The sequence below is a fragment of the Actinosynnema mirum DSM 43827 genome, from assembly GCF_000023245.1.
In the GTDB taxonomy this organism is placed as follows: Bacteria; Actinomycetota; Actinomycetes; order Mycobacteriales; family Pseudonocardiaceae; genus Actinosynnema; species Actinosynnema mirum.
Window position 1 is genome coordinate 6,815,998 of sequence record NC_013093.1, and the last position, 23,529, is coordinate 6,839,526.

Below are 23,529 nucleotides of genomic sequence, written 5' to 3' on the forward strand. Positions count from 1 at the left end.
AGGCAAAGCGAGGCGCTCGGGTTCGGCCGCAGGCTTCAGGCTGAAGGCAAGGCGTCGGGCGTCATTCCGGGGGCGCGGCGCTCGGGTCCGGCTGGAAGGCACGGCACTCGACTCAGGGCCGGGAACGGCTTGAAGCTCGGGTCCGACTCGAAGGCGCGGCGCCCGGTTCGGGGCCAGGCACGGCTTGAAGCTCGGGTCCGAGGCGGTGTGCTGTCCGGAGCTCGGGGCCGAGGCTGGGCGTGGCGCGCTGGTTCAGGTGTGGCGCGCGGGTCCGCGTGGGGCGCGTTTCCTGGTTTTCCGGCGGAAAGCGTGCTGCGGCCCGCCCCGAGTGGGGCGGGCCGCAGCACGACTACTGGTCCTCGGGCCGGATTACTCGCCCTCGAAACGACGACGGAAGCGTTCTTCCATCTTCTGGGAGAACGAGCTGCGACTGGTCGGCCTGCTTCCCTGTGCTTCGGGCTCTTCGGCACCCTGCTCACCGCGACGCAGCGTCGTCACTGTGAGCAGCACGCCGAAGAACATCATCAGGAAGCCGACAACGCTCACCACCGGGATACCAGCGAGCTTCGGCAGCATGACACCGGTCACGAGCAGTGCGACACCCACGGCGAACAGCACGATGCCGTAGATGCGACGCCGTCGGGACGGCTTGCGCAGCTTCGCGCCGCGCACGGTGGATGCGAACTTCGGGTCCTCGGCGTAGAGCGCGCGCTCGATCTGGTCGAGCAGTCGCTGCTCGTGCTCGGAGAGTGGCATGGCTCCTCCTCCGGCACAGCGGTCGCGGGCGCCGGGTGTCGCGGTTGCCGCCGGTCCCGGCGGACGCCCCGCTTTGGGGGTGTCACGTCAAGGATACGATTTGGGGAGCTTCTCGACTACCCAGTCGCAGGACCCGGACGGTTCCTTCTGTCACCATCATCCTCACGGGTCAACGGTCAGGCCTCCGTGAGGTCGCAAGGTCATCCTGCGGTCAGCCCTCACCCCTCGGCGGAGCACTGCCCGGACACCTCACCAGGCGGCAAACCGCAGGACGCGAACGACTCCCGCACCCCACGACGTCGACCGCCGACCCTGCACAACGACCTCGCGCGCGAGCACCTGAGCCATTCCGCACCCCTCCCCGCAGCGCCCGCGAACCCCCTCCCGCTCCCCCGCTCCGACACCCCGGACCGCCCTGCGGCGGAGAGCCTCGGGACGCGAGGTGACCAAGATCACCTTGTAGGCGCGCTCGGACGGACGGCGACGCGCCTCCTCTGACCGCACCACTGCGGACACCGACCCCCTTGAACGCCTACGGGCACAGCCGTTGACCACACGGCTTGCGGGCACGCGAACGGAACCCACCACGGCCCCAGTAGCGCAAGTTGATCAAGCCGGGCGGACGCGAGGAGACGAGACCCGACGACCTTCGGGACGCGCCGCAGGCAAGAACAACGGCAACGGACTGATGGCGAGCGGCAGCCGGTGGGCGGCTGACGGCTGACGGCTGATGGCGAGCAGTGGATGACGGGCAGCGGGCACGGACGGCGGACGCGGACGGCGGACGCGGACGGCGGGCAGCGGGCAGCGGGCATGGACGGCGGGCATGGGCGGCTGGCGCGGGTGCGAGTGCGAGTGCGGGCGGACAAGACGACGGATGACGGACGAGGGCAGTGGGCGACGGCCGATGGCGCGCGGCGGGCAACGCCTGGTGGGTGGCGGGCGATGGTGCGCGGCGGGCGACACACGACGGATGTTGGGCACTGGGCAGGGGCGGGCACTGGGCGGCGGGCAGGGGCGGGCGGCGGGCAACACGCGGTAGGCGCTGGGCGGAGGGACGGATGGCGGGCAGTACGAGCGGCAGGCGCTGATATAGGCGGGTGGCGGGCGGTGGCGGGTGGCGGGCAGTGGCGCAGCCAGCAGCCAGCAGCGGCAGTAGATACCGGGCAACGAGCGGCGGGCACTGACATAGGCAGTGACAGGTGGCGGGCGAGCAATGGCGATGGCGATGGCGATGGGCAGCGACGGCCAGCGACCAATGGCGGCCAACGGCAGGCGGCGGCAGGCAGCAGCGGGCATCTGCCAGCGGCGGCCAACGGTGGGCATCGGCGGGCAGCTGCCAGCGGTGGGCGGTGGGCGGTGTGAGCCAGCGGCGGGCGGTGGGTGGTGTGAGCCAGCGGTGGGCGGTGGGCGGTGTGAGCCAGCGGCGGGCGGTGGGTGGGTAGTGGTGTTGGGCTGGGGTGGGCGGTGAGTGGGAGGTGAGTGGGGGTGTTGGGCGGCTCCGGTCGTGTGGGTGCCATCCCTGTGAGGTGGGTGGCGTGGTTGTGGGGTGGGTGGTCAGGTGAGAGCGGGGTGTGGGTGGGGGTTGAGGTGTGGGTGGGGCGGCCTCCTTGGTGAGGGGTGCAGTGAGTGTGGGACGGGGTGGGGCGGTGGGGGTGGTGGCTGGGTTGGGGTTGGGTTGATGCCGTTCTTCGCCGTCAGGGGTGGGCGGGGGCGGGTTTGGGCTTGGGCTGTTGCCCTTGCCAGGGTCGTCAGGAGGTGGGGGCCTCCTGTTTTCAGGGTTGTCGGGTCGGTGTGGACGACTACGGCGCCTGCTGCCAGCAGGGCCCTCGAGGATGGTTGTGGGGTTCTGAACTGCCAGGCCAGGCCGTAGGCGTCCCACCAGGCGTCGGCCACGCCCAGGGGATCACCCTCCGCCGTGGTGATCGTGGAGCCCCACCTCGGCTCCGGCAGGCCCAGGTGGGTCGTCAGCTCCTGGGCTCGTTTCACCGCCAGGGGTGGGCGTTCCACCACGGCCAAGGCTTGGCGGGTTGCGGCCGTCGCCTTGGGGAGGAGCGCGCGCAGGTCCGCGGTGGAGACGCCGGTTCTGGTGACCACCTCGGTGAAGACGGCGCTCAGGGCGCGGGGGTTGTCGAGCACCCGTGCCGCGTCGGTTGCGGCCCTCGGCAGTGGGGCGGTGGGGAAGCCGTCCATCAGCAGCGGGGGCGGCGGGTGTCTGGTGGCCATCACCCTCACTCGGTCGGTGGGCGGTTTGCCTCTGCGGGAGAGGACGAGGATCTGGCCCGCCGGGGGTAGTGAGCGCATTCCGTGCAGGTGGAGGGCGTCGATCCCGGTGAGCTGGGCGTCCGCGCCTGCGTAGCAGAGCGCCGCGCGTGCCCACTGGGTTCGGGTTGGCGGGATCGGGGAGAGGAGGAGGACTCCGGGGAGCAGGCGTTGCCACGGGCCGCCGCGTTCGCAGCGGGACAGGAGTTCGGCCGCGGGCAGGCCCAGGCGGACCAGGAGCGCGGCGGAGGCGATGCGGTTCGCGAAGAGGAGGGCCAGGGCGTCGAGGTTGATCGTGGGGGTGAGGCGCATGGGTCCACTCTGGGCGGCTGGGGCGGCGGGTGGCGAGGAGGGAAAGTGGGGGTTGTGGATAACTGGCGGGGGTGTGGAGAACTTGGGGGAATGACGGGGAGTGAGGGGCGGAGTGGGGTATGGGCGGAACGGGAAAGGCTCCCGGTGGCCTGGTGGCCGCCGGGAGCCTTTGCACGGAAGGTGATTACCCCTCGAAATCACCTTCACCCGATCAGAACCTCGCCAGTTCCTCCTCCTGGTTGATCTCCTGATCGATTTCACGCGCGGTGACGCGCACGCCGGACCAGGCGTCGTAGAGGGCGACCAGTCCGCCCGCGGTGCAGAAGGCGATCGCCAGCGCGGTCACGCCGTCGACCTCCAAGCGGGTCAGCACCACGGCCAGCGCCCACAGTTGGATGGCGGAGAACAGCAGCGCGCAGGCCAGCCGCTCGGTGAACTTCCTGCGGGACCTGATCTCGGCTTCACGGCGGTTCATGGCTCCCCCTTTCGTCATGGCTCCTTTTTAGAAGCACTCGCGAAGGGGATCTGCGTCAGATGACGCACTGGGCCGGAATTCAGTCCGCGTAACCCTGGAGGCGTCGGACGTCGTGAATGTCCACCACGCGCCTGCCCGTGGAGATGATGCCCTCGGAACGCAGGGAGCGCAGCACCCGGACCAGTGATTCTCGCGAGGTTCCAGCGATTCCCGCGAGTTCTTCCTGGGTCAGCGGCACGGCCCCCTGGTCGGCGATGCCGCGCTGGAGCGCCATGTCGAGCAGGACCGCGGCGACCCGCTGGGTGGCGGTGCCGCTGATCTGCACGCGCTGGCGGTCCGCGTCGCGCTGGCGGCCGACGACCACGCCGAGGACGGCCCAGGAGATGCCGGGCTCGCGGCGGCACAGCGCGGTGAACGTGGCGGCGGTGAGCACGAGCGCCCTGGTGCGACCGCTGGCGCTGACGGTGGCCGAGCGGGGAAGTCCGTCCACGGCGGACCGCTCGCCGACGATGTCGCCGGGACCGCGCACCGCGAGCAGGCGCTCGCCGGTCAGGGTCGCGGCGGTGACCCGGAGGAGGCCCTCGCGGACGACCAGGACGTGCGCGGTGGTCTCGCCCTCGCGGCACACGACGGCGCCGCGCGAGTAGTCGCGCTCGACGCCCGCGGCGCGCAGGAGGGCCTGCTCCGCGACGGTCAACCGGGTCCAGAACCGCTCCACCAGAACAGGGTGCACTCGGTTAGCGCGAACGGGTGGAGAGCACGCCGGGATGACACCCGAACGGCGGCCCGGCGACTGCGGAGCCCCGGAAAGCACCGCCGAACGAGACGACCGAGGCGAACGAATGCGATGAACAGGCGACCCAGACCTGAGAAAGAGGAACAGCGCCAGAGGGGAGAGGGGAGAGGGGGAAAGGGAAGGAGGGCGACGGGAAGGAGGGCGACGGGAAGGAGGGCTGCACGTGGGAGGGGCGACCAGGACGAGGATCGGGGAAGGGCGCGGCCGGGTGGGCGGTCGGCGTGGAGAAGAGGCGGGGAGGGAGAAAAGCGGAGCGTGCGGCCCCGACGGCCGTGTTCGGCGGGCCGTGTTCGGTCGGTCGGGTTCAGCGTTCCTCGGGGTGGCGTTCCGGTTTTGGTTCCGGTTCGGCCGAGCGGGCCGGGGCGGTGGAGAGGAGGGAGGCCGGGCGGACCGCCGCCGTGCCGAAGCGGGTTCTCGCCTGGTCGGCCGCCTGTTCCGCCTCGCGCCAGCCGCGCTCGGGCGCGTCGAACGCCAGCTGCTCCCCCGCCGCGCCCTCGGACAGCTGCTCCACCCGCACCCCGATGAGCCGCACCGCGCCCGGTGGGACGTGGTCGTCCAGCAGGGACGTCGCGGTCGCGTACACCTCGCGCGCCACGTCCGTGGCCACCCGGAGGGTCTTCGACCGGGTGATCGTGGTGAAGTCCGCGAACCTCACCTTGATCGACACCGTCCGCCCGCGCAGGCCCTTCGCGCGCAGCGACGCCGCCGTCCGCTCGGACAGCCGCAGCAGCTCCAGCTTCAGCACCGCGCGATCGAAGTGGTCGACCTCGAAGGTCTCCTCCGCGCCGATCGACTTCTCCCTGGTGTACGGCACCACGGGCCGGTCGTCATGGCCCCTGGCCAGCGCGTACAGGTGCTCGGCCAGCGCCACGCCGACCGCCTTGCGCAGCCGCAGCAGCGGGGCCGCCGCCACGTCCCCGACCGTCTCCAGACCCAACCGGTCCAGCTGCTCGGCGGTGCGCTTGCCGACGCCCCACAGCGCGCCCACCGGCAGCGGGTGCAGGAACTCCAGCGCCCGGTCCTTCGGCACCACCATCAGGCCGTCCGGCTTGCACATGCCGGAGGACAGCTTCGCCAGGAACTTCGTCGACGCCACCCCGACCGAGCAGGTGATGCCGTGCTCCCGCTCCACGTCGACCCGGACGCGCGCGGCGATCTCGGCGGGCGTGGCCCTCAGCCTGCGCAGCGCGCCGCCGACGTCCAGGAACGCCTCGTCCAGGCTCAGCGGCTCGACCAGCGGCGTGACCTGGCGGAACAGCTCCATGACGCCGCGCGAGACGTCCCGGTACTTGGTGAAGTCCGGCGGCAGGAACACCGCGTGCGGGGCGAGGCGCCTGGCGTGCGCGGTGGGCATGGCGGAGCGGACGCCGAACTCGCGGGCCAGGTAGTTCGCCGATGCCACCACGCCCCGGTGCGCGGTGCCGCCGACCACGACCGGCAGGCGCGCCAGCTCGGGCCGGTCGCGGATCTCGACCGACGCGTAGAAGGCGTCCATGTCCACGTGCAGCATCCGGCAGCCCGCGTCGTCCGGGACGTCCCCCTCGCGCACGCGGAACCGCTCGACCAGCCCCTTGGGCAGGTTGGCGCTGCGCCCCACGGAACACCCCTCCGCACACCCCTCGGACTCGAACTGCTGTTCGACAGGTTAGTCGATCCGGTAGGCGCGGCGGGCGTTGCCGCCGCTCACCATCCGGGTGATCCGCACGGCGTCCTCACCGGAAAGAGAACCGCTTTCCAGCTTGCCCCGCAGCAAATCCGACAGCGCACGTCGATAGAGCAGCGCGCCGAGGTGGTGAAGCTCCGCCAGCGCGTACCCGTCCGACGAGTAGAGGAACTTCCCGCACGGCACCAGTTCCAGGGCCTCGGCCAGCACGGCGGCGGCCCGGTCCCCCACCCCGTGCGTGGCCAGCCCGAGGTCCGCGTACACGTGCGGGAAAACCTGGGCGAGGTACCCGGCGGTCCGGTGGAACGGGTAGTTGTGCAGCAGCAGCACCGGGACCCCGAGCGGCTGGACCGCCCGCAGCAGCGGGGTGAGCAGCGCCGGATCGGCCCGGTGCAGGTCGAGGTCCGAGTCCCCGTACCCGACGTGGAACTGCACCGGCAGCCCGCGCTCCAGCGCCTCCCACACCAGGAACCGCGACAGCACCGGATCGGCGCACCGCCCGGACCCCGAGGCCGGCCAGCGCGAGGCGGCCCGCACCACCTCGCCGTCGGACGGCCGCGCGGGATCGAGGTCGAGCCCCACCCGGTAGGCCGCGATCGACTTGGCCGCCACCGCCCCCGAGCGCCCCAGCGCCGCCCGCACCCGGTCCGGGAACCCCGCCGCGCCCTCCCCCACCAGCAGCTCCGCCAGCCGCTCCAACCGCAGCACGTCCAGCGAGCGCCCGCCGTACGCGGCCGGGTCGACCAGCTCACCCGGCAGCCCCGCGTCGACCAGGAACAGCTCCACCCCGGCCGCCCCGATCAACCGCCGGTTGACCTCGTCCGCCCCCAGCTCGGCCCGCCGCTCCAGGTAGGCGTCCGGGGAGGCGTGCGGCGGCAGGTCCAGCACGGGAGCGCACCACCGCCGCACCGCGAACCCCACCGCCGTGTCGAACAGGCTCGTCCCCGGAGCCGCGACCGACGCCTCCGTCAGGCGCGCCTCGAACGCCCGCCGGTCCAGCTCCCCGCCGAGCACCCCGTGGCAGTGGTGGTCGATCAATGGGGTGGTCTCGACCACCGCGAGCGGCGTTTCCACTTGTCGCACCCTAATCGCGCCCGGTAGCCAACGCCCTCATGGACGCAGGCGAGCGGGAGCACCGCAGGGACCGCGCTTCGGGCGTGGTGGACGAGCTGGGCAGGCGCGGGGTGGTCGCCGTGGCGATCACCTGGGTGGACCACAGCGGCATCACGCGGGTGAAGTCGGTGCCGGTGGCCCGCCTGCCGTGGGCCGCCGCCGAGGGCCTGGGGTCGGCCGAGGTGTTCGACGCCTTCCTGCTCGACGACAGCATCGTGGCGGGCAGGCACGCGGGCGGCCCCGACGGCGACCTGCGCCTGCACCCGGACCTGGACCGCCTGGTGGTGCTGGCCGGTCAGCCGGGCTGGGCGTGGGCGCCCGCCGACCGGCACGCCCAGACGGGTGAGCGGCACCCGCAGGACGAGCGCGGTTTCGCGCGGGTGATGACCGAGCGGCTGGCCGGGCGGGGCTTCCGGGTGCGGGCCGGCTTCGAGGTCGAGTGGGCGCTCGGCGAGCAGACCGACGACTTCAGGCCCGTCACGACCGCGCCCGCCTACGGCCACGCCAGGCAGGTCGAGCTGTCCGACTACTCGGCCGAGCTGCTGTCGGCGCTGGCCGAGCAGCGGGTGGACGTGCTCCAGTTCCACCCCGAGTACGCGCCGGGCCAGTTCGAGCTGTCCACCGCGCCCGAGGAGCCGGTGGCGGCGGCGGACACGGCGGTGCTGGTGCGCGAGACCGTGCGCGCGGTGTCGGCCAGGCACGGGATGCGGGTGTCGTTCTCGCCGAAGGTGGTCGCGGGCGGCGTCGGCAACGGCGGGCACCTGCACACGAGCCTGTCGCGGGACGGCCGCCCGCTGCTGTCCGGCGGGAGCGGCCGGTTCGGGCTCGCGCCGGAGGCGGAGGCGTTCTACGCGGGCGTGCTGCGCAGGCTGCCCGCGCTGTGCGCGATCGGCGCGCCGTCGGTGGCCAGCTACCTGCGGCTGGTGCCGTCGCGCTGGTCGGGCCCGTTCGCGGCGTGGGGCCTGGAGAACCGGGAGGCCGCGATGCGGCTGGTGCGCGGCCGGTCGGTGGAGGTCAAGTGCTTCGACCTGACCGCCAACCCGTACCTGCTGCTCGGCGCGGTGCTCGCGGCGGGCGAGGCGGGGCTGGCCGAGGGCGGAGGGCTGCCGGAACCGGTGGTGGGCAACCCGGCGGACCACCCGGACGCGCCGAGGTTGCCGACCTCGCTGGGCGAGGCCGTCGCGGCGTTCGAGGCCGACGCGGCGCTCACCGCGGCCATGGGCCGGGAGTTCGCGGCGACGGTGGCCGACGTGCGGCGCGGCGAGATCGCCCTGTTCGAGGGCGTCGACGAGGACGAGGTGGCGCGGCGGACGCGCTGGCGGCACTGAGGCCGCCAGCGCGCCGCCGTCACACCCGGTGCGGCTGGCGCACGATCTTCTGCAGCTTGGCGAGCGCCCGGTGCTGCGCGACCCGCACCGCGCCGGGCGTCGAGCCGACCGCCTGCGCGGTCTCCTCGGCCGACAGGCCGACCACGACCCGCAGCACCAGGATCTCCCGCTGCTTGTCCGGCAGGACGCGCAGCAGCCGCGCCATCCGGTCGGACAGCTCGCCGTGCAGCGCCCTGGTCTCCGGGCCCGCCTCGGTCGAGACCGAGTCGGGCAGCTCCGGCACCGGTTCCGCCCGGTTGCGGGCGGCGGCCCGGTGCGCGTCCGCGACCTTGTGCGCGGCGATGCCGTACACGAAGGCCAGGAACGGCCTCCCCTGGTCGCGGTAGCTCGGCAGTGCCGTCAGCACCGCCAGGCACACCTCCTGCGCCACGTCGTCGGCGGACGCGAACGTCCGCTCCTGCCTGCCCACCCTCGCGCGGCAGTAGCGCACCACGACCGGGCGAACCACCGCCAGCAGTTCGCGCACGGCAGCCCTGTCCCCCGCTGCCGCTGCCCGAACCTGCTCGGGGTCGAACCGCCCGTCGACCCCTAACGCGCCGGTGACTCCGTCCATCTCACCCCACTCACCCCGTGCGGCGAGCCAGCACGTGCAACCGCGCGGCCACGTCCCGCAGGGGGGATCGTGTCGCGGCGGCCAGTTCCAGCTCTGCCAACGCCTCAGCCGCGCCGGGATTCGCCTCCAGCACGGCGCCGGGCACCAGATCTGCGACGACCCCGTGCCCCTGGAGAATTTCTACCGCCAACCCGGCCGATGAGACCAGGGTCTCAAGACCTGTCACGTCGAACCGGCGCAGCAGCGGGTCGCGGGTCCCGGCGAGCTGACCGCCCTCGTCGTCCAGGAGCCTGCGCGCGTCCACGATCCGGCCGCCGATGGCCCGGTGCAGCACGGCGGCGTAGCGGTTGGCCACCAGCACCGAGACCGCCCCGCCGGGGGCCGCGGCGGCGGCGAGGGCGGCGAGCGCGGTGGCCGCGTCGTCCACGACCTCCAGCAGCCCGTGGCCGAGCACCAGGTCGGCGGCGCCGTCGCTGACCAGCTCGCCGAGGGCGTCGGTGTCGCCCTGCACGGCGATCACCCGATCGGCGACGCCCGCCTCGGCGGCGCGCCGGGTCAGGGTGGCCAGCGCGTCGGGGCTCGGGTCGACCACGGTGACCGCGCAGCCCGCGGCGGCCAGCTGGACGGCCCACACGCCGGTGCCGCCGCCGACGTCCAGGACCCTGGGGGGCTCGCCGCCCCGCCGGTCCCTCGCGGCGGTCAACTCGGTGTCGAGCACCCTCTGTACGGCGTCCGGTCGCATGGCACAGAAGCCTAAGGGCCGTAGGCTGCACCTTGTGCATACGGTCGCGGTGCTCAGCCTCAAAGGTGGAGTGGGGAAGACGACGGTCGCGCTGGGTCTCGCGTCGGCCGCGCTCAGGCGCGGCGTGCGGACGCTGGTCATCGACCTCGACCCGCAGTGCAACGCCACCTCCACGCTGGAACCGGGGGAGTCCTCGGCCAGCGTCTACGACGTGCTCAAGGAACCGGCCCCGGAGACCGTGCGGGCCGCCATCGCGCCCTCGGCGTGGGGCGACGGGGTCGACGTGCTCTCCGGTTCGGAGGACGCGGAGCTGCTGAACCACCCCGATCCGGGTGAAAAGCGGTTGGGGCGGCTGCGCGAGGCGCTGGAGGTGGTCGAGGACGACTACCAGCTGGTGCTGCTGGACTGCCCGCCGTCGCTGGGTCAGCTGACCCGCTCGGCGCTGGTGGCCGCGGACCGGGCGCTGCTGGTGACCGAGCCGACGATGTTCGCCGTCGCGGGCGTGCAGCGCGCGTTCGAGGCGGTGCAGTCCGAGCGGGAGCACAACGACGAGCTCCAGCCGCTGGGCGTGGTGGTCAACCGGGTGCGTCCGCGCTCGCACGAGCACCAGTTCCGCATCGAGGAGCTGCGCGACATCTTCGGCCCGCTGGTGATGCCGGTGGCGCTGCCGGACCGGCTCGCGGTGCAGCAGGCCCAGGGCGCCTGCATGCCGATCCACGAGTGGGGGACGCCGGGCGCGCGCGAGGTGGCGCTGGCGTTCAACCTGCTGCTGGCGCGGGTGCTGCGGGTGAGCCGGAGCAGGCGCAAGGCGTCGCACCGGGACTTCGACGAGGACGAGATCCAGGAGGCGCACGAGGCGGTCGACGCGTGACCGGTCTCGCGGACGCCCGCCGTGCCCGAGGGTGACACGGTCTTCCTCGCCGGCCACCGGTTGGCCGACGCGCTGACCGGCCGGGTGCTGCTGCGCGGCCAGCTGCGGCACCCCCGGTTCGCGACGGCGGACCTGGCCGGGCGCGAGGTGCTGGGCGTGCGGTCGGTGGGCAAGCACCTGTTCACCCGGTTCAGCGGGGACCTGAGCCTGCACAGCCACTTCCGGATGGACGGGGCGTGGCACCTGTACCGGCCGGGCGAGCGCTGGCGCCGTCCCGGCCACCAGGCGCGGGCGGTGTTCGAGGTGCCGGACCGGCAGGCGATCGGGTTCGCGCTGCACGACCTGGAGCTGCTGCCGACCGCCGACGAGCACCGGCTGGTCGGCCACCTGGGCCCGGACCTGCTGGCCGACGACTGGGACGAGGCGGCCGAGGCCGAGGCCGTGCGCGGGCTGGTCGCGGAGCCCGAGCGGGAGCTGGGGCTGGCGCTGCTGGACCAGCGGGTGCTCGCGGGCGTGGGGAACCTGTACAAGGCCGAGGTGTGCTTCCTGCTGGGCGTGTCCCCGTGGTCGCCGGTGTCGGCGGTGGACCCGGTGGAGACCGTGCGGCTGTGCCGGAGGTTGCTGCTGGCCAACGCGTGGCGGCCGGAGCAGTCCACGACCGGGTCGCTGCGGCGCGGGCAGCAGCACTGGGTGTTCGAGCGGACCGGGCGGCCGTGCGCGCGCTGCGGGACGCGGGTGCGGGTCGGCGGCCAGGGCGCCGGGGTGCTGGAGCGGGTGGCCTACTGGTGCCCGCGCTGCCAACCGGGTCCGATCGCATAGGGTTGCGGCCGTGATCTACCGGAACGTGGTGCGCAAGGCGTTGTTCTCCCTGCACGACGGGGACGCGGAGCGGGTCCACGAGACCACGCTCGACCTGGCGTCGAAGGTCTCCCCGCTGGCCGCCAGGGTGAACCTGGGCGTGCGCGGGCCGGGGCTGGCGCGCACGGTGTTCGGGGTGCGCTTCCCGAACCCGGTGGGGCTGGCGGCGGGGCTGGACAAGAACGGCCGGGCGCTGCCCGCGTGGGCCGCGCTCGGGTTCGGGTTCGTCGAGGTCGGCACGGTCACCGCGAAGGCCCAGCCGGGCAACCCGCTGCCGAGGCTGTTCCGGCTGCGCGGCAGCGAGGCGATCATCAACCGGATGGGCTTCAACAACGAGGGCGCGCAGGCGCTGGCCGACCGGTTGGAGGCGCTGGGGCCGCTGCCGGTGCCGCTGGGGATCAGCCTGGGCAAGTCGAAGGTGACGCCCGTCGAGGAGGCCGAGGAGGACTACCGGCTCTCGCTGCGGGCGCTGCACCGGCACGGCGACTACTTCGCGGTCAACATCAGCTCGCCGAACACGCCGGGGCTGCGCGCGCTGCAGGACCGGGCCGCGCTGGACCGGCTGCTGTCGGCGCTGAACGCGGAGATGGCCGAGCTGGGCGCGCGCAAGCCGCTGCTGGTCAAGATCGCGCCGGACCTGACCGAGGCGGCGATCGGCGAGCTGCTGGAGGTGTGCGAGGCGCACGGCGTGGACGGGCTGATCGCCACGAACACCACGCTGTCCCGGGACGGCGTGGTGGCGCAGGACGCGCACCTCGCGGACCAGGCCGGTGGGCTCAGCGGCAGGCCGCTGGCGGCGCGGGCGCGCGAGGTGGTGCGGTTCGTCAGCCGGGAGACCGGTGGGAAGCTGCCGATCGTCGGGGTGGGCGGCATCGCGTCGGCGGACGACGCGAAGCGGATGCTGGACGCGGGCGCGAGCCTGCTCCAGGTGTACACCGGGTTCATCTACGAGGGCCCCGGCCTGGTGCGGCGGATCAACCGGTCGCTGCTGGGCGGGTAGTGGGGTTCACCTCCGGGTGGAGGCGCGCGCGGTGACCGCGTCGAGCTGCGCGGCGGTGAGCGCGGGCACGGGCAGCGGGTGGGCGGCGTCGGCGCGCAGGCCGTCGAGCAGCACCGCGAGCAGGCGGCGCCACACGTCGTCGGCGATGCCCGCCGTGGCCTCCACGACCCTGGCCACGCACAGGAACACCACGGCGACGTCCGAGGAGGCGAAGTCGGCGCGCAGCGCGCCCGAGGCGCGGGCCCGCTCGACGATGTCGGCGGCGTTGAGGTTCTGCGCGTGGCACAGCTCGCCGAGGCGCTCGGCGGCGCCGTAGCGGCCGGTCAGGACGTCGGCGAACACCGGTTGCGAGGCCTGGAGGCCGCACATGCCCTCCAGGTAGGCCGCGAAGGACTCCCAGGGGTCGTCCAGGGCGCGCGCGGCGTCCACCACCGAGGTGAGCTGCCCGGCGACCAGTTCGGGCACGACGGCGTCGACGAGCGCCTCGCGCGTGCCGAACCGGTTGTAGAGGGTGCCCGCGCTGACGCCCGCGCGCTGGGCGATCTCCTCCAGCGGCGCGCCGAGGCCGCGCTCGCGGAACACCTCGGCCGCCGCTCCCAGCAGTTTCTCCAGGTTGCGGCGCGCGTCCTTGCGCAGCGTCCTGCCCTGCTCGGCCATGCCACCTCCCGAGAGAACTTGACACCACTGTCAACTTGTTGCAGGGTTGACCTCGCAAGAAGTTGACAGTGACATCAAGTTATCGACCCGTACGGGGGATGATATGCGCAAGGTGATCGCCGTGTTCGGCGCGGGAACCGGGCTCGGGGCGGCCGTGGCCAGGCGGTTCGGCCGCGAGGGGTACCGGGTGGCGCTGGTGGCCCGGCGCAGGGCCCCGCTGGACGCGCTGGTGGCGGAGCTGGCCGGGCGGGGCGTCGAGGCCGAGGCCTTCACCGCCGACCTGTCCGACCACCGGGCCGCGCCCGAGCTGGTGGAGACCATCCGGGAGAGGATGGGCCGCATCGACGTGGTCGAGTACGCGCCGATCGGCGTGGACTTCGCGATGACGCCCGCCGCCGAGCTGACCACCGACCAGGTGCTCTCGCAGGTCGCGCTGTTCACGCTCACCCCGGTCGCGCTGGTCGGGGCCGTGCTGCCGGAGCTGCTGGAGCGCGGCGACGGCGCGGTGCTGATCGGCCAGGGCATGTCCGCCGCGCACCCGGTGCCGGGGCTGAGCGGGGTGAGCCTGGGCATGGCCGCGACCCGCAACTACGTCCACTCCCTGCACGGCGAGCTGGCCGGGCGGGGCGTCTACGCGGGCACCCTCACCATCGGCGCGATGATCGCGGGCAGCGCCGCGCACGAGCTGGTGACCTCCGGCGAGCTGGGCGGCCTGCCGAAGGACGTGCCCACCGCCGACCCGGACGTGCTCGCGGAGCTGTACTGGGAGATGCTCACCGCCCGCACCGAGGCCGAGCGGGAGTACCCGGCGCGCTGAGGCCGCCGGTCGGGGGCTCCGGGCTGGAACTCCGGTCAGGCGCCCGCGCGGACGGCCCAGAGCCTGCGCAGCAGCGGGTGCAGGATGACCACCAGCAGCGAGCCCCACACCAGCCCGCCCAGCTCCAGGTCGCCGACGGCGATGGTCAGGTCGCCGACCCCGGCGACCAGCGCCGCCCCGCCGACCAGCGCGTTGGCCGGGTTGGTCAGGTCCACCCGGTTGTCCTGCCAGATCCGCACGCCGACCACGGCGATCAGGCCGAACAGCACCAGGGTCGCCCCGCCCAGCGCGCCGGGCGGGATGGTGGAGAGCAGGGCCAGGGCCTTCGGGCAGAACGACAGGGCGATCGCCGCCGCGGCCGTGACCGCGTAGGCGGCGGTGGAGAACACCCGCGTCACGCCCATGACGCCGATGTTCTCCGAGTAGGTGGTGGTGCCGACGCCGCCGCCGAGACCGGCCAGCGTCGTGGACAGGCCGTTGGCGATGACCGCGTCGCCGACGCTGCCGTCCAGGTCGCGGCCGGACAGGGCGGCGATCGCCTTGACGTGGCCGATGTTCTCGGCCACCAGCACGATGACCACGGGCAGGAACAGCAGCACCACGGACGGGCGGACCTCCGGCGCGTGCGCCTCGGGCAGGCCCCACCAGGCGGCCTCGGCCACGGCGGAGGTGTCCACGACGCCGAGCGCGAAGCCGAGGCCCCAGCCCGCGAGGACGCCGAGCAGGACCGAGAACCGGAAGAACGCGCGGCGGCCGAGCACCCCGCACAGCATGATCACGCCGAGGGTGAGCCCGGCGATGAGCGGCTGCTGGGAGAACGCGCCGGTGGAGGCCTTGGAGAGGTTCAGGCCGATCAGGATGACCACGGCGCCGGTGACGGCGGGCGGCATGATCGAGTCGAGGGTGCGCACGCCCAGCGCCTTGATCGCGATGCCGACGACCACGACCAGCAGTCCGGTGGCGAGCACGCCGCCGAGCTGGGCCGGGACGCCTTCGAGCCGGGCGGCCTGGAGCGGGGCGATGAACGCGAACGAGGAGCCGACGTAGCCGGGCACCCGGTTGCGGGTGATCATCAGGAACAGCAGGGTGCCGACGCCGGAGAACAGCAGGGCGGTGCCGACCGGCAGCCCGGTGGTGGCGGGGACGAGGACGGTGGCGCCGATCATGGCCACGAAGTGCTGCGCGCCGAACCCGAGGGTCAGCGGCCAACTGGGCCGCTCCTCCGGGGCGATGGTGTCACCCTCGGTGACCCGCCCGTCCCCGCGCACAGTCCACAACGCCACGTCCGCTGGACCTCCCGACCGCTCCGCGCTCACCCGGCGCCCCCTCGCGCCGGACCTGGCGATCCTGCCACGCCACGTAGTGGGCACCGCTATATAACAGTCTGATAATCACACGATTGCAGCATGGTCCGCCAGACCCCGCGCGACGCACCGCAATGCTCGCTGCGCGAAGTGGTGCAACGGGGCGTGGCGATCGGGCGCTCCCGGCCGCGAGTGCGGGCGCGCTCCCGGAAGCCGGGAGGGGGCCGCCACCCCGGTGACGCTCCGAAACCGGACAACACGAAGGGCGCTCACAAAAGCGCTGTTCACAGGGCCCCCAGCCCCGGCGCGCCGCAGCCACCGTCCACCGGTCGGGACGCGGCCCGGTGATCACCCCACCGGCCGATCGGGTCCCCCGGACGGCCGAGCCGGGCCTCACCGCGCGGTGAGCTACTTCACACACGACAACGCCCCCGGCCGGAGCCAGGGGCGAAGGGTGGAGCGGGGTCGGGGCGGGGTCAGCCGGACAGCTCGCGCAGCCCGGACGCGAGCCCCGCCAGGTGGTCGGTCGCCTCGTCCAGCACGGCCCTCGGGTTGGCCGCCGCGCTCTCCGCGAGCACGTTGCCCGCCGCGCCGACCAGTCCGCAGTAGCCGTCGACGCCCTCGTCCAGCTGGACCCGCAGCTTGCGCACGCCCTCCACCAGCGGCGTGCGCTGGAGCGGAGGGGCCGTGTCGCGGGCCCGCTCGACCGCCTGGAGCTGCTGCGAGACCGCCCGGATGGCCGAGGCCGCCTCACGGCCCGTCGCGCGGGCCTGCTCGACGGACTCGGTCGGCACCGAGGTGATCCGGCTGGAGTCGAGCTGCACCAGCAGCTCCGCCAGCGCGTCCTCGGCCTCGGCGAGCCGCTCCATCGGGTACCGGGCAGCCGACGCCTTCGCGGGCAGCGGGGGCCTCGGCGGCGGGGCGGTGTTCGCCAGCTCGGTCCGCTCGGCGTCGATGGCGCGCATCTTCACCCCGGACCGGACGGCCAGCACCGCGCCGCCCGTGGCGCCCAGCGCGCCCACGACCCCGGCCGCGACCGGCACGGCGCCCACCACGGCCAGCACCCCGAGCACGGAGAACACCGCGAGGATGATCGCCCAGACGGTGAGCGCCCGGCTGGATCGGCGGTAGCGCCGGTCCAGACGGGCCCTCGGGTCGTTCCAGGCGGTGAAGCGCCGCTTCACCTGGTCCGCGACCTGTCCCTGCTGCGCGTTGAAGAGCTCGACCAGCTCACCCGGAACGAGCTTGCGGTTGGCGGGAAGCATCGCGGATCACCCCATCAGCTCTGGGCGGGCGGGTTCTGCGGGAGCTGCTGCGTGGCCTGCTGCGGCTGGGACTGCGCCTGCTGCACCCGCTGCTGGATCTCCTGCTGGATGTTGGCGGCGGCGGAGTTGGGCTTCGCCGTGATCTCGCCCGCCGTCGCGCCACCGCCCATGGAGGCGCGGATCTGGTCGAGGCGCGAGATGCCCGCCATCTGCGTGGTGGAGCGCTGCACCTCCATCATGCGGCCCTGCACCGAGTTCTGCGCCAGCTCCGCGGAGCCGAGGGCGGTGGTGTACCGCTTCTCGATCTTGTCGCGGACCTCGTCGAGCGACGGGGTGCTGCTGGGCGCGGCCAGCTCGGTCATCTGCCGCAGCGAGTGCGAGACCTGCTCCTGCATCTTGGCCTGCTCCAGCTGGCTGAGCAGCTTGGTGCGCTCGGCGAGCTTGCCCTGCAGGACAGACGCGTTGTTCTCGACGGCCTGCTTCGCCTGGGTCGCGGCCTGCAGCGACTGGTCGTGCAGCGTCTTCAGGTCCTCGATGCCCTGCTCGGCGGTGACCAGCTGGGTCGCGAACCCGGCGGCGGCCTCCTCGAACTGGGTGGCGCGCTGCTCGTCGCCCTTGGCGCGGGCCTCGTCGGACAGCACGAGCGCCTGGCGCGCGGAGGCCTGGAGCTTCTCGACCTCACCGAGCTGCCGGTTGAGCTTCATCTCCAGCTGCCGCTGGTTGCCGATCACCGCTGCGGCCTGCTGGGAGAGCGCCTGGTGCTGCCGCTGCGCCTCCTCGATGGCCTGCTGGATCTGCACCTTCGGGTCGGCGTGCTCGTCGATCTTCGACGAAAAAGCCGCCATGAAGTACTTCCATGCCTTCACGAAAGGGTTGGCCATCTCCTACGCCTGCCTTCTCCGCACTTTCCTGGCTCGCGCTCGTGATTGGCAACGACCCGGTGCCGGTGTTGGTTCCATCGTGTCAGTTGTGCAGCCGTGCTTCCACCGACCCGGCGGAATATCCGGGATCACCCCGAGTACCCCCGAGAGGCGCGTCGGACGGCACGGCCATCCTGCCTGGCAGCCGCCCCCCGTGTTGCAGGTACCCCGCAAGCGGTTGTCAACTCGTTGCACGCCAACGCGCCGAACCGGCGTTCCGGTTCGGCGTGGGCGGTGGAGCACGGGTATCAGGCGGCCACCACGGAACCGCGCGGCTTGCTGATCGCGGTCGGCAGCCGGTGCGTGAGCACGGGTTGCAGCCTCAGGTCGGACAGGTCGTTGCCGACCACCGCGGGCACCAGGGTGCCCGCCTCGAGCCCGGCGCGAGCGGCCTCGCGCTCCGCCAGCGCGGCGGACTTCGCCACCTTGTCGACGGCGCCGATGTCGGCGGCGACCAGGTGCAGCAGTTCGGACAGGGGCAGTTCGAGCGCGTCGCAGATCGCGGCGAGCAGCTCGCTCGACGCCTCCTTGCGCCCCCGCTCGACCTCGGACAGGTACCCGAGGCTCACGCGCGCGGTCCTGGAGACCTCGCGCAGCGTGCGGCGTTGTGTGGTGCGGGCATGGCGGAGCCGATCACCGATCGCCTCGCGCAGCAGCACGGTCATCGCGCGCCTCCTTCCGGCCGGCCGTGCCACCACGTTACCGATCCACCCCGACGGCGGGCAGTGACTTCCTGGCACGTCCTCCAACAGCGAACGGGTGAATACCCCGAGAAGTTCCCGCTCAAGCGGGACCGCGCGCGGGGAATCGCCCAGCTCAGCTCACCCAGCTCACCCTACCGGGACGAGCAGCCGCGCACGCAGCAATTCCAAGGCGGTGATCACCGACGCGACCCGCACCCGGTGACGATCACCACTGAGGGTGACCGAAGACACTTCTACCGAGGGTCCCCCTACGGGGGAGACCCCCGCGACCCCGATGTGCACGACACCGGGTGGCACGCCGTCCTGCGGGTCGGGGCCCGCCACCCCGGTGAGCCCGAGGCCCCAGGTGGCCCCGCAGCGGTCGCGGGCACCCGAGGCGAGCTGGGCCGCCACGTCGGGGTGAACCGCGCCGTGCTCGGCGAGCAGGTCGGCGGACACCCCGGCGAGCGAGTGCTTGAGCTCGGTGGCGTAGACGATCAGGCCGCCGCGCAGGACCGCGCTCGCGCCGGGCACGCCCGCCAGCAGCGCGCCGACCGCGCCCGCCGTGAGCGACTCGGCCGTCGCGACCGTCTCGCCCCTGGCGCGCAGCAGGCCGACGACCTCCGCGGCCAGCGGGTCCGGGGCGCCCTCGGCGAGCGCCCGCCCGGTCGAGACCGCACCGCTGCGGTGTCCCGCAACGGTGTCCCCCTCGGGGGTGGGGTCCGCGCCGGCGGCGTCCCCCGCTCCCCCGGCGCTCACGCCCCGGCCACCGCGCGCTTGCCGCGCGCCCGCAGCCGCACCGCGCGCACCACGTAGTCCACGCCCGTGACGACGGTCAGCAGCACCGCCAGGCCCATGGTCACCTGGGCGACCAGCTGGCCCCAGCCGGGCAGCGGCAGCACGTAGAAGCCGATGGCGAAGATCTGCACCAGGGTCTTGGCCTTGCCGCCCCGGCTGGCCGGGATCACCCCGTGGCGGATCACCCAGAAGCGCAGCAGGGTCACCCCGATCTCGCGGACCGCGATCACCACCGTCACCCACCAGGCGAGGTCACCGAGGATGCTCAGGCCCACCAGCGCGGCCCCGGTGAGCGCCTTGTCCGCGATCGGGTCGGCGATCTTGCCGAAGTCGGTGATGAGCCCGTACTTGCGGGCCAGGTTGCCGTCGACGTGGTCGGTCACCGAGGCCACCACGAACACCGCGAAGGCGGCGAGTCGCCACTGCGTGTCGTGACCGCTGCCCGCGAACAGCGCGAGCAGGAACACCGGCACGAGCACCAGACGGGACATCGTCAGCACGTTGGCGATGTTCAGCACCGGCACGCGCGCGGGTTCGGTCACCTCGGCAGCACCTCGATCGCGGTGACGACCAGGTCGACGCCCTCGGCGGCGTCCACCCGGCAGCGGACCAGGTCGCCGACGCTGAGCCCGTCGGCGTTGGTGATCACGCACTCGCCGTCGACCTCGGGGGCCTGGTGGGCGGCGCGACCGGTGCAGTCGGTCTCGTCGTCCTCCTCGTGCTCGACCAGCACGACGACCTCCTCGCCGACGCGGTCCTCGGCGCGCTGCGCGGTCAGCTCCTCGACCAGCGCGGAGATCCGGGACACCCGCTCGGCGACGGTGTCGGCGTCGTGCTTGTCGCCGAGGCCCTCGGCCTCGGTGCCGTCCTCGTCGGAGTAGCCGAAGATGCCGACCGCGTCGAGCCGCGCCTCGGTGAGGAAGCGCTCCAGCTCGGCGACGTCGGCCTCGGTCTCGCCGGGGAAGCCGACGATGAAGTTGCTGCGGATGCCCGCCTGCGGGGCCAGCTCGCGGATCTGCGCCACCAGCGCGAGGAACGACTCGGTGGAGCCGAACCGGCGCATCCGGCGCAGCACGGCCTCGCTGGAGTGCTGGAAGGACATGTCGAAGTAGTCGGCCACGCCGGGCGTGGTCGCGATGGCCTTGACCAGCGACGGCTTGGTCTCGGCGGGCTGGAGGTAGGACACCCGCACCCGGTCCACGCCCTCGATCCCGGCGAGCCTGGGCAGCAGCTGCTCCAGCGCGCCCAGCTCGCGGGGCAGGTCCTTGGCGTAGGAGGTGGAGTTCTCGCTGACCAGGAACAGCTCGCGCACGCCCTGCTCGGCCAGCCACATGGCCTCGGCGACGATCTCGTCGGGGTGGCGGGAGACGAACGCGCCCCGGAAGGACGGGATCGCGCAGAACGAGCAGCGGCGGTCGCAGCCGGAGGCGATCTTCAGCGGGGCGACCGGGGCGTCGTCCAGGCGGGTGCGCAGCACGCGCGGGCCCCAGCCGTGGCCGGGCACCTGGACCTCCTGCGCCTTCTCCTGGCGCTTGACCGGCGTGATCGGCAGCAGCGTGCGCCGGTCGACCGGCTTGTGCGACTCCAGGGCCTTGCCCGCGAGCACGTCGTCGAGCCGGTCGGCCAGGTCGCCGTAGTGGTCGAAGCCGAGCACCGCGTTGGCCTCGGGGAGGCTCTCGGCCAGCTCCGCGCCGTACCGCTCGGCCATGCAGCCGACCGCGACGACCTTCGCGCCGGAGTCGGAGGCGGCGAGCAGGGTGTCGACCGAGTCCTTCTTGGCGGACTCGACGAAGCCGCAGGTGTTGACGACGACGACGTCGGCCTCGTCGTCCACCAGCTGCCACCCGCCCGCGGTCAGCCTGCCCGCTAGCTCCTCGGAGTCGACTTCGTTGCGGGCGCACCCGAGGGTCAGCATGGCGACGCGCTTGGACGTGGTGGGGGAAGGCACGGTGCTCAGGGTAACCGGCCACGGGAGCGGGCCATGACCTGCTGGCCCCGCGAACCCCGCTCGGCCCCGCGCCCGGCGGGGGGCCGGGAGCGGGAGCCGGGGCGCCGGGCCGGGTGGTGACGGCGCGTTCCCGCGCTCACCGCACGGAGGTTCGCCCGAAGAGGTGAAGCGCGCCACGACGACCACGGCGGGTCCGCGCCGCGCGCCCCCAGGTCCCAGCGGGTGAGCACCGCGTGCCCGCGACTGTCGCCGAAGGACTACTTTCTTGCACCGTGAACGACCCGATCAACGTGCGGCGGGCCAGGACCGGCGACGTGCGCGCGATGAAGGCCCTCATCGACCAGTACGCGGGCAAGGTGCTGCTGTCCAAGCCGCTGGTCACGCTGTTCGAGGACATCCAGGAGTTCTGGGTGGCCGAGGAGGGCGGCGTGGTGCTGGGCTGCGGCGCGCTGCACGTGCTGTGGGAGGACCTGGCCGAGATCCGCACGGTCGCGGTCTCCCCCGCCGCCGTGGGGCGCGGCATCGGCCACCGGGTGGTGGCCAGGCTGCTGGACACCGCGCGCGAGCTGCAGCTGGCGCGGGTGTTCGTGCTCACCTTCGAGACCTCGTTCTTCGGCAGGCACGGGTTCGTGGAGATCGAGGGCACGCCGGTGTCGCCGGAGGTCTACGAGGAGATCATGCGGTCGGCCGACGAGGGCGTCGCGGAGTTCCTGGACCTGTCGTACGTCAAGCCGAACACCCTGGGCAACACCCGGATGCTGGTGCACCTGTAGCCGGCCGGCCAAGCAGCCGGACGCGGCCGGGTCCACCTGGATTCCACCGAAGACTGTTCGAGTTGCAACTAGCACAGTCTTGACTCCACTAGTGCGTCCGCTGAGGATGTCCGGGTGGAGCAGTTGACCGTGGACGAGCTGGCGGTGCGGGTCGGCCTGCCCGGCAGCACCATCCGGATGTACCAGACCAAGGGCGTGCTGCACCCCCCGCGCAAGACGGGGCGCGTCGCCCACTACGACGACACGCACATCGAGCGGCTGACCCTGGTGCAGCGGCTCCAGTCGCGCGGCTTCTCGCTGCCCGCCATCGCCGAGCTGGTCGCGGCGCGGGCGCGGGGCGCCACGGTCGCCTCCGTGCTCGGCCTCGGCGACACCGAGGGCCCCGACGACTGGGTGCGCGTCCGGCTGCGCGACGCGGGCAAGCTCATGCCGCTGGGCGACCTGCGGCCCGCGCTGCTGCGCCGCGCCGTCGAGGTCGGCCTGGTGCGCTGGCGGTTCGGCTGGCCGCACGTGCGCCGGTGGGCGCTGGAGTCCGGCACCCGGCTCGCCGACCTGGCGATCCCGAGCGACGAGGTGCTCGACCACTTCGCCAGCCTGCGCCGCTCCACCGACGCCATCGCCAGGGAGTTCGTCGAGCTGTTCGAGCGCAGGCTGTGGCCGACGCTGGAGGGCCCGGCCAACCGGGAGGACCAGCTCGACCGCATCCGCGAGCTGCTGGTCGAGCTGACCTACACGGCGGAGACGGTCGTGGTGGGCGCGCTGCGCGAGTCGGTGCGGGACGCGGCCGAGGAGTTCGCCCAGCGGCACGGCCTGGTGCCCTCCGGCGACTTCCGCCCGGCCTGGGCCGACGAGCCGGTGTCGATCGCGGAGAACCTGGTGCGCCGGCCCGGCGACGGGGGCGTCCCGGACGACCCGGAGATCACCCGGTTCCTGGCGGGCGAGGACGAGGACGACGACGCCCGGCGCTGAGGTCGGGCGCGGGCCCGCCGCCCGGACACCGAGCGCGACCGGAGCAGCGCTCACCCCGCCGCACGGGTGACTTTCCCCGGTGGCGGGCCGGGCGCGGGGTAGGACGGGGAGCGGCACCCATCCGCCTCACCCCTGGAGCGCACCCGTGCCGACCAACCGGACGCACGCCGTCCTGACCCCGATGCTCGCCGTCCTCGCCCTGCTGCTGGGCCCGGTCACCGCCACCGCGCAGGCGGACCCGAGGGCGGTCACCGACGACTACCTGTTCGGCCGGAGCCTGGCCGACTTCACCGCGCTGCGCGCCGCCGCCAGGCCCGGCGACGGCCTCGTCTGGGACTCCGACGGCTGCACGCTCGCCCCGGAGCACCCGCTCGGCTACGACTTCCAGCCCGCGTGCGAGCGGCACGACTTCGGCTACCGCAACTACGCCGGGCAGGGCCGGTTCTCCGAGGACGCCCGGCGCCGCCTCGACGAGCTGTTCCACGCCGACCTGCACGACCAGTGCGCGGGCAAGTGGGCGTGCAGGCGCATCGCCGACGGGTACTACTTCGCGGCGCGCCAGTTCGGGAAGCTCGTCGCTGGTCGCGAGACCATCGGCTGAGCCCC

The 23,529-nt window shown here is 73.4% G+C and carries 24 protein-coding genes; 8 read left to right on the forward strand and 16 right to left on the reverse strand.

Annotation, left to right across the window (positions count from 1 at the left end; translation table 11 throughout):
• Positions 1–369 precede the first annotated feature (369 nt).
• The 6 genes from AMIR_RS28640 to AMIR_RS28665 all read right to left on the reverse strand — a co-directional run bounded on the left by AMIR_RS28640 (position 370) and on the right by AMIR_RS28665 (position 7,338).
• Complete coding sequence (locus AMIR_RS28640; RefSeq protein ID WP_015804477.1) at positions 370–756, reverse strand: DUF3040 domain-containing protein; 387 nt, start codon at positions 754–756, stop codon at positions 370–372.
• Positions 757–2,313: 1,557 nt separating this feature from the next.
• Positions 2,314–3,330, reverse strand: a complete 1,017-nt coding sequence (locus tag AMIR_RS39700) for a hypothetical protein (protein ID WP_015804479.1) — start codon at positions 3,328–3,330, stop codon at positions 2,314–2,316.
• A gap of 211 nt (positions 3,331–3,541) precedes the next feature.
• Positions 3,542–3,805, reverse strand: coding sequence for a hypothetical protein (locus AMIR_RS28650; RefSeq protein WP_015804480.1), 264 nt, complete (start codon positions 3,803–3,805; stop codon positions 3,542–3,544).
• 79 nt (positions 3,806–3,884) lie between these two features.
• Positions 3,885–4,523: a Crp/Fnr family transcriptional regulator gene (locus AMIR_RS28655; protein ID WP_015804481.1), complete on the reverse strand. Its 639-nt coding sequence runs from the start codon at positions 4,521–4,523 to the stop codon at positions 3,885–3,887.
• A gap of 382 nt (positions 4,524–4,905) precedes the next feature.
• Entirely contained in the window at positions 4,906–6,198 is a 1,293-nt protein-coding gene (locus tag AMIR_RS28660) for a DNA polymerase IV (protein ID WP_015804482.1), read from the reverse strand.
• Positions 6,199–6,246: 48 nt separating this feature from the next.
• Entirely contained in the window at positions 6,247–7,338 is a 1,092-nt protein-coding gene (locus AMIR_RS28665) for an amidohydrolase family protein (RefSeq protein ID WP_015804483.1), read from the reverse strand.
• A gap of 38 nt (positions 7,339–7,376) precedes the next feature.
• On the opposite strand from AMIR_RS28665, the gene AMIR_RS28670 reads away from it, so the two are divergent.
• On the forward strand, positions 7,377–8,705 hold the full coding sequence (locus tag AMIR_RS28670) for a type I glutamate--ammonia ligase (protein WP_015804484.1): 1,329 nt from the start codon (positions 7,377–7,379) through the stop codon (positions 8,703–8,705).
• Between the two features lie 19 nt (positions 8,706–8,724).
• Here the strand turns inward: AMIR_RS28670 and shbA are convergent, their stop codons facing one another.
• Together shbA and AMIR_RS28680 are read right to left on the reverse strand one after the other, a co-directional pair.
• Entirely contained in the window at positions 8,725–9,318 is a 594-nt protein-coding gene (gene shbA, locus AMIR_RS28675; RefSeq protein WP_015804485.1) for an RNA polymerase sigma factor ShbA, read from the reverse strand.
• Positions 9,319–9,328: 10 nt separating this feature from the next.
• On the reverse strand, positions 9,329–10,060 hold the full coding sequence (locus tag AMIR_RS28680) for a class I SAM-dependent methyltransferase (protein WP_015804486.1): 732 nt from the start codon (positions 10,058–10,060) through the stop codon (positions 9,329–9,331).
• A 34-nt stretch (positions 10,061–10,094) separates the two neighbouring features.
• On the opposite strand from AMIR_RS28680, the gene AMIR_RS28685 reads away from it, so the two are divergent.
• From AMIR_RS28685 to AMIR_RS28695, 3 genes are read left to right on the forward strand one after another with little or no spacing between them, the layout of a single operon-like run.
• Positions 10,095–10,931: a ParA family protein gene (locus AMIR_RS28685; protein WP_015804487.1), complete on the forward strand. Its 837-nt coding sequence runs from the start codon at positions 10,095–10,097 to the stop codon at positions 10,929–10,931.
• Positions 10,932–10,952: 21 nt separating this feature from the next.
• Positions 10,953–11,750, forward strand: coding sequence for a DNA-formamidopyrimidine glycosylase family protein (locus AMIR_RS28690; RefSeq protein ID WP_015804488.1), 798 nt, complete (start codon positions 10,953–10,955; stop codon positions 11,748–11,750).
• A gap of 10 nt (positions 11,751–11,760) precedes the next feature.
• Positions 11,761–12,789, forward strand: coding sequence for a quinone-dependent dihydroorotate dehydrogenase (locus AMIR_RS28695; protein ID WP_015804489.1), 1,029 nt, complete (start codon positions 11,761–11,763; stop codon positions 12,787–12,789).
• 6 nt (positions 12,790–12,795) lie between these two features.
• Here AMIR_RS28695 and AMIR_RS28700 read toward each other — a convergent pair whose 3' ends face one another.
• Positions 12,796–13,446, reverse strand: coding sequence for a TetR/AcrR family transcriptional regulator (locus tag AMIR_RS28700; RefSeq protein ID WP_015804490.1), 651 nt, complete (start codon positions 13,444–13,446; stop codon positions 12,796–12,798).
• Positions 13,447–13,549: 103 nt separating this feature from the next.
• Between AMIR_RS28700 and AMIR_RS28705 the strand changes: the two genes are divergently transcribed.
• Complete coding sequence (locus AMIR_RS28705) at positions 13,550–14,263, forward strand: SDR family NAD(P)-dependent oxidoreductase (protein WP_015804491.1); 714 nt, start codon at positions 13,550–13,552, stop codon at positions 14,261–14,263.
• A gap of 35 nt (positions 14,264–14,298) precedes the next feature.
• On the opposite strand, the gene AMIR_RS28710 is transcribed toward AMIR_RS28705, so the two are convergent.
• The 7 genes from AMIR_RS28710 to rimO form a co-directional block, all read right to left on the reverse strand.
• Positions 14,299–15,546, reverse strand: a complete 1,248-nt coding sequence (locus AMIR_RS28710) for a uracil-xanthine permease family protein (RefSeq protein WP_015804492.1) — start codon at positions 15,544–15,546, stop codon at positions 14,299–14,301.
• Between the two features lie 497 nt (positions 15,547–16,043).
• Positions 16,044–16,832, reverse strand: coding sequence for a phage shock envelope stress response protein PspM (gene pspM, locus AMIR_RS40725; RefSeq protein WP_015804493.1), 789 nt, complete (start codon positions 16,830–16,832; stop codon positions 16,044–16,046).
• A gap of 14 nt (positions 16,833–16,846) precedes the next feature.
• Positions 16,847–17,713: a PspA/IM30 family protein gene (locus tag AMIR_RS28720; protein WP_015804494.1), complete on the reverse strand. Its 867-nt coding sequence runs from the start codon at positions 17,711–17,713 to the stop codon at positions 16,847–16,849.
• 287 nt (positions 17,714–18,000) lie between these two features.
• Entirely contained in the window at positions 18,001–18,417 is a 417-nt protein-coding gene (locus tag AMIR_RS28725; RefSeq protein WP_015804495.1) for a helix-turn-helix domain-containing protein, read from the reverse strand.
• Between the two features lie 165 nt (positions 18,418–18,582).
• Positions 18,583–19,194, reverse strand: a complete 612-nt coding sequence (locus AMIR_RS28730) for a CinA family protein (RefSeq protein WP_015804496.1) — start codon at positions 19,192–19,194, stop codon at positions 18,583–18,585.
• Positions 19,191–19,724, reverse strand: a complete 534-nt coding sequence (gene pgsA, locus AMIR_RS28735; RefSeq protein ID WP_240439089.1) for a CDP-diacylglycerol--glycerol-3-phosphate 3-phosphatidyltransferase — start codon at positions 19,722–19,724, stop codon at positions 19,191–19,193. Before pgsA ends, AMIR_RS28730 begins: the two co-directional genes overlap by 4 nt.
• A 47-nt stretch (positions 19,725–19,771) precedes the next feature.
• Positions 19,772–21,181: a 30S ribosomal protein S12 methylthiotransferase RimO gene (gene rimO, locus AMIR_RS28740; protein ID WP_015804498.1), complete on the reverse strand. Its 1,410-nt coding sequence runs from the start codon at positions 21,179–21,181 to the stop codon at positions 19,772–19,774.
• A 272-nt stretch (positions 21,182–21,453) separates the two neighbouring features.
• Here rimO and AMIR_RS28745 point away from each other — a divergent pair, with 272 nt between their 5' ends.
• The 3 genes from AMIR_RS28745 (at position 21,454) to AMIR_RS28755 (ending at position 23,524) form a co-directional block, all read left to right on the forward strand.
• Positions 21,454–21,954, forward strand: coding sequence for an amino-acid N-acetyltransferase (locus AMIR_RS28745; RefSeq protein ID WP_015804499.1), 501 nt, complete (start codon positions 21,454–21,456; stop codon positions 21,952–21,954).
• 114 nt (positions 21,955–22,068) lie between these two features.
• Positions 22,069–22,923, forward strand: coding sequence for a MerR family transcriptional regulator (locus AMIR_RS28750; protein WP_015804500.1), 855 nt, complete (start codon positions 22,069–22,071; stop codon positions 22,921–22,923).
• Positions 22,924–23,068: 145 nt separating this feature from the next.
• A complete protein-coding gene (locus tag AMIR_RS28755; protein ID WP_015804501.1) occupies positions 23,069–23,524 on the forward strand; it encodes a phospholipase in 456 nt (151 codons plus the stop codon).
• Positions 23,525–23,529 lie beyond the last annotated feature (5 nt).